Origin of the sequence: Ideonella paludis (assembly GCF_018069865.1) — a bacterium.
Lineage (GTDB): Bacteria > Pseudomonadota > Gammaproteobacteria > Burkholderiales > Burkholderiaceae_C > Ideonella > Ideonella paludis.
This window is the reverse complement of sequence record NZ_JAGQDG010000001.1, coordinates 398,685-411,941: the sequence shown is the minus strand read 5'-3', so window position 1 is coordinate 411,941 and position 13,257 is coordinate 398,685. Positions and strand designations below refer to the sequence as shown.

Below are 13,257 nucleotides of genomic sequence, written 5' to 3'. Positions count from 1 at the left end.
CTTGCTTCTCGTGGCTCTGGGTGGCTGGCATGCAGCCGTCGCGCCCATCGCAGCCTTGCAGCGCTTAGAGCTGGCCTTTGACGACCTGCGTCAGAACGCCTATCTGCAGCAAGGCGCGCATCCTGACATCGTCATCGTCGATGTCGACGAGACCAGCTTGGCTGAATTGGGCCGCTGGCCCTGGCCTCGCACCCACTTTGCACGCCTCGTCGATGAATTGGTCCAGCGCCAGCGGGTGGCCGCCATCGGCTTTGACTTCGTCTTTGCCGAGCCCGACCTGGGGGCCTGGCCGCTGCTCAAAGCCTTGGCGCAATCGGACCCAGCCTTGGCCGAGCAGCTGCCTCGCTGGCGGCAAACCACCGATAACGACGCCGTCTTTGCCAAAGCCCTGAAAGGCCGTCCGGTTGTCCTGGGCTACTACCTCAGCAACGACCGCGGGGGCGTGCGCGAGGGCACGCTGCCTCAGGCCTTGTTCACCATCCCTGCTGAAGCACCACAGATTCGCTTGCCGCGTTGGAGTGGCTTTGGCGCCAATGTGGCGAGCCTCCAAGCCGCAGCCCCCGCAGCCGGATTCTTCAATGCCTGGCCTGATGATGACGGTGTGGTGCGTTCCGTGCCCGCAGTGGGCCGGGTTGACCAGCAACTACAGCCCTCGCTGGCGCTGGCGCTGGCGCGTCTGGCCGCGGGCTCGCCTGCGGTCGAGCCCGTGTGGGTGCCCGCGGCAGGGCAGAAGAACACGGTTGATTTGGTGGCATTGCGCTTGACGCCCACCGACGGCAGCGGCGCCACCGTGCTGGCATTGGATGAACACGGTGCCCTGCGTGTGCCCTATCGGGGCAAAGGCGGCAAGTTGGGCGGTGCCTTTCGCTATGTGCCGGCTGCCGCCTTGCTGGCGGGGCATGTCCCGGCCGCCGAGTTGGCCGGCAAGTTGGTTCTGGTGGGCAGCTCAGCCCCCGGTTTGGCCGACCTGCGCTCCACCCCCGTCAATGCCGCCATGCCGGGGGTTGAAGTCCATGCCAATTTGTTGGCCGGCATGCTCGACGGCCACCTGCCCCAGCGCCCTGACTGGGCGCCGGGTTACGAGGTGGCATTGATCGTGGTGTCCTTGGTGCTTGCGGCCCTCATTGCCACCCAGTTGGCCGGCCGCTGGGCCATGGTGGGTGCCGCCGCACTGGCTGCGGCCTTGGTGGTCAGTAATCTGCTGGCCTACTCCAGAGCGGGTTTGGTCTTGCCTGTTGCCACGGCACTGGTGCTGTCGGCCATTCTGTTCTTCGGCGCCGTCAGCGTCAGCTACGTGCGCGAGTGGGAAGGGCGCCGCTCGTTGGTGCGCCTCTTCAGCAGCTATCTCCCGCCCGACCGCGCCAAAGCCTTGGCACGCGACCCTCAAGCGCAGAACCTGGAAGCCGAAAACCGCGAGCTCACCATCCTCTTTTGCGATCTGCGCGGCTTCACCGGCCTGGCAGAGAACCTGCCTCCCCTGGCCTTACGCGACTTGCTCAACCAATACCTGTCCACCGCCACCGCCATCGTCCATGAGCATGGCGGCACCCTGGATAAATTCATCGGCGACGCCGTGATGGCATTTTGGGGCGCCCCCCAACCTCAGGCCGACCATGCGGCCCGGGCGGTGCGCGCCGCGATGGCCTTGGCCCAAGGCACCATTCCCCTGAATGAAACCCTGCGCGCGCGCGGCCTGCCCGAGGTGGGCTATGGCATTGGTGTGGCCACTGGCGTGGTCTGTGTCGGCGACCTGGGCTCCAGTGCGCGGCGGGCTTACACCGCCGTGGGCGATGCGGTGAACCTAGCGGCGCGCTTGGAGAGCCAAACCCGCCAGGCCGGTGTGGGCTTGCTGGTCAGCGACACCACCTGCCACGCCGCCCGTTTGGACTTGCCGGACATTTTTTGGGTCGAGGTGGACCAGACCCAAGTGAAAGGTCGGCAACAATTTGTGAACATCTTCACGCCGGTTCCTGCCGAGTGTTTTGCAGATGCCGCAACTCAGGATCAACTGCGCAATTGGCAGCTTGCGCTGGCTGCTGCGCGCCTTCACCATGACGGACCTGCGCGCGCCTATCTCGGCCGCCTCAACGAATTACTCGCTTTGAACTCTCCCGCCACACCGCAGCAGCAGGCCGAAGGCACCCGTCCCTCCCTCCAAACTGCCGACTTGTTTGCTGCGCTGGCTCAGCGCCTGGCGGCTGATCTCGACCGTGCGGCAGAGCAGGCGAGCAGCCGCACCGAGCTGCCCGCTGCAGGAGGGCCCACCTCGTGACCATCCGCGTGCTGGGCTGTTCCGGCTCCATTGCCAAAGGCTGCCGCACCACCTCCTTCTTGCTGGACGACGACATCCTGATCGACGCTGGCACCGGCGTGGGCGACCTGGACTTGGCGGAACTGGCGCGCATCGACCACATCCTGGTCAGCCACTCGCACCTGGATCATGTGCTGGGCATCCCCTTGCTGGCCGACAGCGTGATGCGCCGCCGCGCCGGCCGTCCGCCCATTCAAGTCCATGCTCTGCCCGCCACCTTGGCCGTGCTGAAGTCGCATCTCTTTAATGACCATCTTTGGCCCGACTTCACCCGCATCCCCAGCAAAGACAAACCGGTGCTGGAACTAGTGCCCCTGCACGTTGGCGACGTTCTGACATTGGGGCACGAGCAGCGCGCCATTGAAGTGCTGCCCGCCGCTCACAGCGTCCCGGCCGTCGGCTATGCCGTGCGCGGCACCCGCGGTGACTGGGTCTACACCGGCGACACCGGCCCCAACCCAGCACTGTGGCAAGCCCTGCAAGGCCGACAAGTCAGCCACTTGGTGATTGAAATCGCCTTCCCCGAGAGCGAACATCTGCTGGCGCAAGAGGCCGGCCACCATTGCCCCTCCTCACTCGCCGCAGAGCTGACACAAGTCTCGGGCGACTTGAGCCTGATGCTGACCCACGTGAAGCCCGGCGAAATGGACGCCATCCAACACGACTTGGCGCGCCTGCTGCCGGGCGTGAGCCTCCACATGCTGGTGGCTGGGCAAAGCATCGCCCTGGCGGGCTGACCGCTGGGCCGCTGGCCTGCCTCGATTAGACACCCTACTGACAAATTTGGTCACATCGGGGTCTGAGGTGACCAAAATGGCGGGTGAAACCTGACCTTTTTTGTCGCTAGCGCTCAAAAATCACGCCAAACAGGCTCAAAAAAAGCTGGCACGGTCCTCGCTAATAGAAGGTTCAGCAGGTGCAGTACAACCTGCCCCTCTTTCCTCTCACTTCTATTGACCGAACGGAGCATCTCATGAAGCGTATTCAACAAGGTTTCACCCTGATCGAACTGATGATCGTGGTGGCCATCGTCGGCATCTTGGCCGCTGTCGCGTTGCCTGCTTACCAAGACTACACCAAGCGTGCGCGTGTCACGGAAGGCTTGTCTTTGGCTGGTGGTGCGAAAACCGCCATTGCTGAGTATTACTCGGCTAATAACAAGATGCCATCGACTAACTCAGATGCTGGTTTGGCAGCTGACGATGCTATCAAGGGTAACTCTGTATCCAAGGTGACCGTTACTAAGGACAGCGATACTAAGGGTGTGATCACCATTACCTTTAATGATAAGGTGGCGGCCGCTGGAGCTAACACACTCAAGTTGGTGGCTACACCGACGTCTGGCGCTGGCATTTCCTGGTCTTGCCAGAATGACAAACTTGACGTAAAGATTGTTCCTACTGAGTGCCGCAACAGCGGTAGCTGATTGAATCTTGTTGGTTTTTGGAAGGGGGCTTTGCCCCCTTCAGTCCCTTGTGGGCTTGTTTGTCTTGATGTGTGCTTTGAGGTTGGCTGCTAAATTTTCGGCAAGATCTTGATATGAAATACTCCAATTCTGGATTCACATTGATAGAGCTCATGATAGTTGTAGCCATTGTGGGTATTTTAGCGGCTGTGGCTTTGCCAGCCTATCAGGACTACACGAGGCGCGCCAGGGTTGTTGAAGGTTTAAGTCTGGCTGCTGGTGTAAAGACAGCAGTTTCTGAATATAGAGCATCTCAAAATAATTGGCCCAGTTCTATTGATGATTTGGGTATCAAAAATGTGATTGCGGGTGGTGTAGTTAAGAGCGTCTCTGTTGAGGCTGGTGGGGTTATTGAAGTTGTATATAATGAAAAAGTTGGCCTTGATCAAACTTTGATTTTGAGGCCCGAGTTGGTGAGCGGTTCAGGGAATATTGTGTGGCGATGTGCTGAAGGTACATTGCCTTCAGAGGTAAGGCCCTCTGAGTGTAGGTCTGGCTCGTAAAGATTAGCCAAAGGCACTCATTTGATTGACCCCGACACCCATAAACGAGGTTTGATAAAACTTTGATCTAGGGTTGCCTCTGGTTTTTCTTGGTAAGTTGTTTTGTGACTGATAAATGTTGTTGTCAGCAATGCCAATACTGTTGCGTGACCCAGTAAATTTTTAAACGAGCTTCTCTGCAAGCTGCATGGCCGCACTGGCAAGACGGATCTTTCAATAACCGAGTGCCATGCAATGCCAAGGCAAAAACACCACCACACCTGAGAGACCGGCATCGTTAATGTCCCGGAGAACATGGCGTCGATCCATCCGGCCAAAGTCGCCATCCAAGCTGCCGTGATCATAGGCATGTAGGGCCAGATGGCGCCACCCAGACGCTGCCACATCGCCAGCCAAAGATGGCGGGTCCACCAGACCAGCGCGCCCAAGGCGAGCAGAGTCGAGATCCAACCCCATTCGGCGGCCCACTGCAACACAATGTTATGGGGGTGTGCTGCGTCCACATTGTGCTGAGTGGCGTAATGCAGGCCGCCCCACCCTGTCAGAGGCTTCTGAAGAGCCATTTCAAAGGCCAGTTTCCAGTGAACTAAGCGAGCTTCGATAGAGCCGCCGTGTTCGCGCTCATTGAGTGCAATACCCGGGCTCCACTCAATCCCCAAACTATGCGGAATCACAACATAAAAGATCTGGTAGGCCATAAGAGCAGCACTTCCCAAGCAAAGCAGGCGTGCTGACCATACGCGTCTCGCTGGGCTGCATAAGGCTAAAAACCCAAATCCAACCAAGACAAGTGCTAGCAAAGTACTCCTTGCTCCACTCAACCAAACCAACGCTAAGCCCACAGCGACACCAAACCCCGCAGGCCAACGCATCCAGCGGTGGGTGGGATACCAAATCGCCATGGCAGCCATGATCAATGCCATGGTTTGAACGTGATTGAAGTGCCGTCTGTTCGGATGCCCATATCCGACTGCGGCAGCATCCAAGGGGGAAGACGAAAGCCATGCAAACGCAATGTCCCTGAGTTCCAGCAAGCCCATCAAGAGAACAGCAAGTACCACAACGACTGGAACCTCTTTGGACAAAGCATCAGTGGGTGAGGTGGCAAACACCCAAGCCACTGCGATCAGGCCCACCCAAAGGCAAGCTTCAGTCGCCGCAAAAACCGGCCATTGAGATTGCCATATGGAGGCCAACGTCAAAACGATGGCGATGCCCAGCAAGCCATACTGAGTGCGGCTCAGTTGAATGGCGCTTGGATCAAATTTTTGACTCCAAGCCAGAATGGCCAAGCAGCACAATGCGGCCTGAAGCGCTCGGGCCGTGTCATGCATCCCAAGCAAATTCAAGCTATCTACCAAACCGGGCACCGACACCAAGTAAACATAGGTCGCATAGCGCGTCCAGCGCAAGAGGTCGATGTGCATGATGCGGTTGGTGGTGGACTGAAAAAGGGCACCGTGGGCCGAAGCAGGCGTCGCCGCGCCTGATGCGCAGTATGCCCACTCCCACCGTTACAGGCTGCAGGAACTAGCGCATCGGAGCGGGTTGACCGAAGGGTGGAAGCAAGCCCAGGAGTGTTTAGGCCAGAATCCAGAGCGCTCTTCGTAAAGGCTGTGCATGTCCTCTCACCCCCCCATGTCCTCGCAAGCCAGAGATGTCTTGCTGGCCAGCTGCCTCCTCGCCGCCACCGCCCCCATCCTCCTGGCCTTCAGCCGCACCCCCACCGTCACCATGTTCAATCACCTGCTGAGTTTTCTCGGCTGGGGGGTGGTGTTGCTGACTTTTCGGGGGCAGATGCAGGCGTCGGGGGCGCAATGGCGGCAGGCGGCACCGATGATGTCGGCCCTGGCGCTCTTGGTCGGCGCGGCGCTGTGGAGCTGGTGGGCCGGCGCCTGGCCCAGTTCTTTGGCCTTGTCGGGTTTGGCCTTGTTGGGTGGCACGGCGGCGGTGCTGTGGGCTGCCGGCTGTGCGCGGCGGGCGCAAGACCAAGGGCAAGCAGCCTTTCATGCCTTCGCCTCAGCAGTGGTGTGCGGCGGGGTGCTCAGCGCCTTGATTGCGGTGGTGCAAGTGTTTGCGCCGACATGGCTGGAAGGCGGCATCAGCCAGTGGATTGCGCCGAGCGGCATCGTCGGCCGCGCGGTGGGCAATCTGCGCCAGCCCAATCACCTCAGTTCTTGGCTGATGTGGGCCTTGATTGCGCTGGTGCCTTTGGCGGAGCAGCGCCGCCTCTTGGGCTGGACCCTGCCGGGTCGTGCGTTTGTGGCCATGGCCGCCTTGATGGTCTTGGGCGTGGTGCTCACGGCGTCTCGCACTGGGGTGTTGGGCATTGTGTTGCTGGCCTTATGGGCGGTGGTGGATAAGCGCTTGCAGCGGCCGGTGCGCTGGGCGCTGTGGGCGGCGCCTGTTCTGTATGTCGTGTTTTGGTTCTTGCTCAGCCTCTGGGCGCAATCCACGCAGCACACCTTTGGCGGCGAGGCTCGCTTGGCAGAGGCCGATCTGTCTGCCTCGCGCTTTGGCATTTGGTCCAACACCTGGGCCATGGTCCTGCAGCAGCCTTGGACGGGCGTGGGCATGGGCCAGTACAACTTTGCCTGGACGCTGACGCCGTTTCCGGGCCGCCCGACGGCGTTCTTTGATCACTCTCACAACCTGCCTTTGCAGTTGTTGGTGGAGCTGGGTGTCGTTCTGGGCGGGCTGGTGTTGGGCTTATTGGTGTGGAGCTTGGGCTTGGCAGCGCAGAGGGCTTGGCGGGTCACGGGCGAGTCCGCCAGCCAGGGCCGCGCCGCCGTGGTGATGCTCTTGCTCATCGGCTTGCACAGCTTGCTGGAGTATCCGCTGTGGTACGCCTACTTCCTGCTTCCTGCGGCTTGGGCCTGGGGCTTTGCCTTGGTGTCTCCCCCGCAGACGCCCCCCTCAGAGGCGGCGCCCAGCGCAGAGGCGCTTCCATGGGTGGCTCACAAACCGCTGCAGCTCTGGGGCGCTTTGCTGGCCTGCGGCGCGGTGTTCGCCGCCTTGGACTACTGGCGTGTGGTGGAGATTTATCTGCCCAGCGCCAACGCGCCGTCCTTAGAGAAGCGCATTGCCCGCGGACAGAACAGCGTGTTTTACCGCTACCAAGCGGACTATGCCTTGGCCACCACCATGGACCCGGCCATCTTGACGCCGGAAGCCTTCAGCACCACCACCCACGCTTTGCTGGATGCGCGGCTGATGCTGGCCTGGGCCAAAGCCCTGGAAGCGCAAGGCAGCCATGACGAGGCCCGCTATGTGGCGGCCCGACTCAAGGAGTTCCGCAACCCCATGGCCAAGGAGTTCTTCGCGGCCTGCGACCAGCCTACCAACGAGCAAGCGCTGCCGTTTCAATGCCAACCGCCCACCAGGTCGCTGACTTGGCGCGATCTGCTGCAAAACGCCAAGCCCTGAGCACCAGGCGGCGTCATTGCCGCCATCGCCCCTCATGTCCGACCAGGGCGATATCTACGTAGCGGCTGCCCCTGGGCTCTGCGTCCAGGTAGTGGCTGCTGAAGCCGTCGAGCTCCACGCTGTGGTTGCTCAGGGCAGCGCGCAAGCCATCTCGTGTGGGTTGTGGCCCGGCCACGCGCAGCGCTTCGGCCAAGGCCAGCGTGCTGACATAGGCTTCTAGGCTGAGGTGCGACAAATGTTGGCCACGAAAAGTCGCTTTGAAGGCAGCCTGGTACTGTTGCACCCACAGCAAGCTGGTGCTCCACGGGCTGGGCACCACTTGGCTGAACTGCAGGCCGTAGGCCTCGGCACCGAGTGGCTGAAGCAGCTCCGTGGCTGTGCTGCTCAGGCCCATGATCACAGCGCGCAGGCCCTGGCGCCGCGCCTGCCGCACAAACTCAGCCGCAGCAGGCCCACCGGTCAGCAAGAGCACCACATCCGCAGTGCGGGCACGCTCAAGGAGGGGCGACAGCGCTTGAGCAGGGCTGCCTGGCGTTACGCTCAGCGACATAGGTTGAGCCAAGCTGAGGCTGAGCGCCGTGGTGCGGGCATCGTCGCGCAGGCTCTGGCCCCATTCGTCGTCCAGATGCAAGGTGGCCAGCCGCTTCATGCCCAGGGCTTTGGCCTGGCGCCACAGCGCCTCACATTCCGCTGCAGCGCTGGCGCGCACCGGATACACGCCAGAAGGTGCAGCCTCATAGAAGCGCGCCAGCCCTGAGAGCGGCGCCATCAAGGGGGTCTGGCTGCGGCGGGCCTCAGCGAGCACGGCGCTGGCGCAGCGGTCTCCTAAAGGCGCAAAGAGCAGCAAGGCGCCGTCGGCCGCCAAGCGCTGCGCGTTCTGGGTGGCCTTCTCTGGGTCGCCTTGGTCATCCAAGGTGCGCAGCCACAAGGGCCGGCCGCGGATGCCGCCGTTCAGCCGCACCACTTGCAGTGCGGTTTCTATGCCTTGGCGCACGGCTACGGCAGAGGCATTTCGGCCAGCATCGAGCGAGAGCGTCTGGCCCACCACCACGGCATTGCGCGGGGCTTGCGTCGCGCCTTCAGGGGCGGCCAGGCCTGCGCGAGGGCAGGCTGCAGCCGCCAGGCCAAAGCGCAGCCAATGGCGGCGGGAGGAACTCAAGGGCATCAAGGCGGCAAAGGCAACTTAGGGGGAGGTGGTCTGGCGTCCAACAGCGCAAAGCATAGGCGGCGCTGGGTAGGCGCACAATTCGGCATCGCCCGACTGTGTGGAGATCACCACCATGAACGCCCCAGAAAAACTTCCTGCGCTGGACGCCCAGCAACTGGCCTCATTTGTTGATGAAGCCTGGGCCGAGCGCATCGTGCCTTGCTTGACGGAGTACATCGCCGTCCCGGCCAAGAGCCCCATGTTCGACCCCGAGTGGGAAGCGCATGGTTTGATCGACAAAGTGGTGCGCGACGCCGCAGCCTGGGTCGAGAGCCGCAAGGTGCCTGGCCTCACGCTGGAAGTGGTGCGCCAACCCGGCCGCACGCCGGTGATCTTTTTTGAAGTGCCTGCCACCAAGGCGGGCAGCACCCAGACGGTGCTGATGTACGGCCATTTGGACAAACAGCCGGAGTTCAGCGGCTGGCGCTCTGACCTGGGGCCTTGGACACCCAAGCTGGAGGGCGACAAGCTCTATGGCCGGGGGGGCGCGGATGATGGCTATGCCGTCTATGCCGCCGTCAGCGCCATCGAGGCGCTGAAAGCCCAAAACCTGCCGCATCCACGCATCGTGGGCTTGATCGAAAGCTGCGAAGAGTCGGGCTCATTTGACCTACCGATCTACCTCGATGCCTTGCGCCCGCGCTTGGGGGATGTCAGCTTGGTGGTCTGCCTCGACAGCGGTGCGGGCAACTACGACCAACTCTGGCTCACCACCAGCTTGCGCGGCAACATCACCGGCACGCTCAAGGTCGAGATCCTGACCGAAGGCATTCACTCCGGAGACGCCAGCGGCTTGGTGCCCTCTAGCTTTCGCATCATGCGCCAGGTCTTGGACCGCCTGGAAGACGCCAAGACGGGCCAGTTGCTGCCTGCGGTGTTCCATTGCGAAATCCCTGCGGAGCGTGTGGCCCAGGCTCAAGCCACGGCCGACATCTTGGGCGACGAGGTTTGGAAGCGCTACCCCTGGGCCTGCGGTGCCGATGGCGCGTTTGCGCTGCCCACCACCAAGGATTCGGTGCAAGCCTTGCTCAACCGGACCTGGCGGCCCACGCTGTCCATCACGGGTGTGGATGGCATGCCGGCCCTGGCCAATGCAGGCAATGTGCTGCGCCCCTACACCGCCTTCAAGCTGAGCTTGCGCCTGCCGCCGCTGGTGGAAGGCCACGAGGCGGCGGTGCAGCTCAAGGCGCTGTTAGAAGACAACGCGCCCTATAACGCCAAAGTCACCTTCCACCCGGATGGCCGCATGAACAACTGGGGCGCCACCGGCTGGAATGCGCCCAGCCTGGCGCCGTGGTTGGAGCAGGCCATGGACCGGGCCTCGCGAGACTACTTTGGCGCACCGCTGGGCTACATCGGGCAGGGCGGCACCATCCCGCTGATGAACCTGCTGCAGCAAGGCTTCCCCAGCGCGCAAATGATGGTTTGCGGCGTGCTTGGCCCCAAGAGCAATGCGCATGGCCCGAATGAGTTCTTGCACCTGCCTTATGCGCGGCGTTTGACGGCGGCCGTGGCGCAGGTGGTGGCCGCCCATCCCTGAGCCTGAGCGGCATTTGAAAAAAGAAAAGGGCGGGTTCAACCCGCCCTTTGGCTTTTGTGGGGCCACCGCATTGGGGCGGTGGCTCAGGCCTTAGCGGCCGGACTGTGCCAATGCGGCAGGTGCCACACGGATGCTCTTGCCAGTCGTATTCAGGTCCGCCAGGTTGTCGAAGGTGTTGATCTCGCCGGCCTTGCGAGCGGCCATGAACTCAGCGCGCACTTGCTCGCGGCTCAGGCCCGAGCTGCTGGCTTGGCGGCCCAGGGCGGCAACGCGCTCCGCCCCTTGCTGCGTACGCGCCAGCATGGTGGGCGCTTGGATGGTGGCGTTCACCCGGGCATGCACATCGCTGTCAAAGGGGTTGAGCTGGCCAGATTGGCGGGCGGCTTCCATCTCGGCACGCACGGCTTCGCGGGTGGTGGTCGAGGTCACCGGCTTGGCGACTTCATTGGCCCAGGTGGCTGGAATGGCGTCTTGGGCCATGGCGGCGTTGCTCAGCACGGTGATGGCAGCAGCAGCAAAGAGGGTCACGGTACGGTTCATGATGATTTCCTTGATTCAATGGTTGAAGTTCAAATACCGGGCATGGCGGTGAGCCCTCACTTGTTCTGTGGCTCCGTCTTGTCCAGCCTCGGTGAGTCGTGTTCTTCATGGCGGCTCATCGATGGGGTGAACTGTACCTATTGACTCAATCGGAATAAATATCAAAAATCGCAGATGTCTGTTTGTGAAAAAGGAATAATCAATGGACACCCTTCGCGCCATGCGCGTGTTTGCGCGGGTCATTGATGAAGGCAGTTTCAGCGCCGCCTCGCGTGCCCTGAATTTGGCCCCTGCGGTGGTCACACGGGTGGTGGCCGAGTTGGAAGAGCACTTGGGCGCACGCTTGATGAACCGCACCACGCGGCGCATTGCGCTCACCGATGTGGGCGAGCAATACCTGGAGCGGGTGCGCCAAATCTTGGTGGATTTGGAGGAGGCGGAAGCCCTGGCTAGTGCGGCCGTGACTGAAGTGCGCGGCCATGTGCGCCTGCTGTGCCCGCCCTCAGTGGCCACCCACCAGTTGGCCAAGCTGCTGCCGCGCTTTCATGCCCAGCACCCGCACGTCACCGTGGAGATTGCAGCCCACGGCCCGGTCGAGTCGGTGGATGAAAGCTATGACCTCACCTTGGTGCTGTCACGCAAGCCCTTGGATGGCCACTTTGTGGCCAAGCGGTTGGCCCGCACGGAGGTGGTGACCGTGGCCTCGCCCGAGTATCTGAATGCGCGCGGGCGTCCCACTCACCCTCGCGAATTCGCCTTGCATGACGTGCTGATCCCACCCACCTCCGACGTGCTGCGCGGGCTCACTTTTTATTGCGGTACCTGCAGCAGTGAAACCGCGGGCACCGAGTCCTTCTTCATCTCGCCCGGACGTGGCGTGCTCTCCACCACCCATGTGGACACCAACTATGCGGCGGCGCTCGCGGGCTTGGGCATTGCGGGCCTGCCCTCTTACGTGGTGGAAGACGCCTTGCTCGAGCACGCCCTTGAGCGGGTGCTGCCGCAGTGGCGGCTGTTCAGCTCTGACCTGTGGATCTGCATGCCTACCCGCCAGCATGTGCCGGCCCGCACGCGCGCGATGATGGACTTTCTGGTGGCGTCCTTTGGTGGGCAAGACCGCGACCCGTGGCTGGCCGCTGCCGGCTGTGAGACCTCTTAAAGGGCAACAGACCCTAAAACGTGTAGCCCACCGTCACGGCTTGGCCCTGCAGCGGCTCCAACAAGCGCACCAGTGGCTTGAGCGGTGCATAGCGCATCGCCACCTTCGTGGCGTAGTTGAAAAAGCGCGGCAGGTCCTCGCTGTACTTGGGCTTGCCGTCGCGGTGTTTCAGGCGGCAGAAGATGCCCAAGATCTTCAGGTGGCGTTGCAGGCCCATCCACTCCAGTTGGCGCCAGAACTCACCAAAGTCTTCGTCCACCGGCAGGCCGGCCTTGCGGGCCTGCTCCCAGTAGCGCACGGCCCAGTCCAGCTCATGCTCTTCGTCCCAGGACAAAAAGGCGTCCCGCAGCATCGAGGCTACGTCGTAGCTGATCGGGCCGCGCACCGCATCTTGAAAGTCCAGAATGCCGGGGTTGGGGTCAGACACCATCAGGTTGCGCGGCATCCAATCCCGGTGCACGGCCACCGTGGGCTGTGCCAGCGCGCTGTCGAGCAGGTGCGTGCAGACGCCCGCCCACATCTGCTTTTCTTTGTCGCCCCAGGTGAGGCCAAACTCCTTGGCCACACACCAGTCGGGGAACAAGTCCAGCTCGCGCTGTAGCAAGGGTGCGTCATACAGCGGCAGGCTGTCGGCCTTTACCGTACTTTGCCAATGCACCAAGGCGCGGATGGCGTCGCGCATCAGGCGATCCGCCTGCGCCTGGTTGGCCTCTTTCAAGGCGTTCAGATAGAGCCCTTGGCCCAGGTCGCTGAGGAGCAAAAAGCCCTGTGCTTCATCGGCCGCCAGCACGTCCGGCGCGTTCAAACCTGCTTGGTGAATGAGCCCGGCCACGTGCAAAAAGGGGCGCACGTCCTCGAGGGGCGGTGGCGCGTCCATGATGATCAAGGTTCCCGCGGCGCCCCGGATGCGGAAGTAGCGGCGAAAACTGGCGTCTGCCGAAGCGGGTGCGAGGCTGGTTGCATCCAGCTGATGAGTGGCCAGCAGCGGCGTCAACCAGGCGTGAAAAGCGCGTTCGCGTTCGGGGGCGGCCCAGGCAATGGAGGACGAGTTGGCCGTAGAGTGGGCAGACATGGACATGCGCTGGGTGCAACGACCCTCGTGGATA

11 protein-coding genes are annotated in these 13,257 nt (G+C 62.2%); 7 read left to right on the top strand and 4 right to left on the bottom strand.

The genetic code is table 11. The annotated features are described in order from the left end of the window. Window positions 1-10 precede the first annotated feature (10 nt). The 4 genes from KAK11_RS01785 (at window position 11) to KAK11_RS01770 (ending at window position 4,279) form a co-directional block, all read left to right on the top strand. Complete coding sequence (locus KAK11_RS01785; RefSeq protein ID WP_310737739.1) at window positions 11-2,272, top strand: CHASE2 domain-containing protein; 2,262 nt, start codon at window positions 11-13, stop codon at window positions 2,270-2,272. Then, complete coding sequence (locus KAK11_RS01780; RefSeq protein WP_210805537.1) at window positions 2,269-3,048, top strand: MBL fold metallo-hydrolase; 780 nt, start codon at window positions 2,269-2,271, stop codon at window positions 3,046-3,048. Before KAK11_RS01785 ends, KAK11_RS01780 begins: the two co-directional genes overlap by 4 nt. 236 nt (window positions 3,049-3,284) lie before the next feature. Beyond that, window positions 3,285-3,737, top strand: a complete 453-nt coding sequence (locus KAK11_RS01775; protein ID WP_210805535.1) for a pilin — start codon at window positions 3,285-3,287, stop codon at window positions 3,735-3,737. Between the two features lie 113 nt (window positions 3,738-3,850). Continuing rightward, entirely contained in the window at window positions 3,851-4,279 is a 429-nt protein-coding gene (locus KAK11_RS01770; protein ID WP_210805533.1) for a pilin, read from the top strand. A gap of 17 nt (window positions 4,280-4,296) precedes the next feature. Here KAK11_RS01770 and KAK11_RS01765 read toward each other — a convergent pair whose 3' ends face one another. Next, complete coding sequence (locus KAK11_RS01765) at window positions 4,297-5,706, bottom strand: O-antigen ligase family protein (RefSeq protein WP_210805531.1); 1,410 nt, start codon at window positions 5,704-5,706, stop codon at window positions 4,297-4,299. Between the two features lie 193 nt (window positions 5,707-5,899). Here KAK11_RS01765 and KAK11_RS01760 point away from each other — a divergent pair, with 193 nt between their 5' ends. Continuing rightward, complete coding sequence (locus tag KAK11_RS01760; RefSeq protein ID WP_246498208.1) at window positions 5,900-7,705, top strand: O-antigen ligase family protein; 1,806 nt, start codon at window positions 5,900-5,902, stop codon at window positions 7,703-7,705. Window positions 7,706-7,718: 13 nt separating this feature from the next. On the opposite strand, the gene KAK11_RS01755 is transcribed toward KAK11_RS01760, so the two are convergent. Continuing rightward, a complete protein-coding gene (locus KAK11_RS01755; RefSeq protein WP_210805529.1) occupies window positions 7,719-8,864 on the bottom strand; it encodes an ABC transporter substrate-binding protein in 1,146 nt (381 codons plus the stop codon). Window positions 8,865-8,985: 121 nt separating this feature from the next. Here KAK11_RS01755 and KAK11_RS01750 point away from each other — a divergent pair, with 121 nt between their 5' ends. Then, window positions 8,986-10,452, top strand: coding sequence for a M20 family metallopeptidase (locus KAK11_RS01750; RefSeq protein ID WP_210805527.1), 1,467 nt, complete (start codon window positions 8,986-8,988; stop codon window positions 10,450-10,452). A 90-nt stretch (window positions 10,453-10,542) separates the two neighbouring features. Here the strand turns inward: KAK11_RS01750 and KAK11_RS01745 are convergent, their stop codons facing one another. Next, window positions 10,543-10,992, bottom strand: a complete 450-nt coding sequence (locus tag KAK11_RS01745; protein WP_210805525.1) for a DUF4148 domain-containing protein — start codon at window positions 10,990-10,992, stop codon at window positions 10,543-10,545. 202 nt (window positions 10,993-11,194) lie between these two features. On the opposite strand from KAK11_RS01745, the gene KAK11_RS01740 reads away from it, so the two are divergent. Next, complete coding sequence (locus KAK11_RS01740; RefSeq protein WP_210805523.1) at window positions 11,195-12,151, top strand: LysR family transcriptional regulator; 957 nt, start codon at window positions 11,195-11,197, stop codon at window positions 12,149-12,151. A gap of 13 nt (window positions 12,152-12,164) precedes the next feature. Here KAK11_RS01740 and KAK11_RS01735 read toward each other — a convergent pair whose 3' ends face one another. Further along, window positions 12,165-13,229: an aminoglycoside phosphotransferase family protein gene (locus KAK11_RS01735; RefSeq protein ID WP_210805522.1), complete on the bottom strand. Its 1,065-nt coding sequence runs from the start codon at window positions 13,227-13,229 to the stop codon at window positions 12,165-12,167. Window positions 13,230-13,257: the final 28 nt, after the last annotated feature.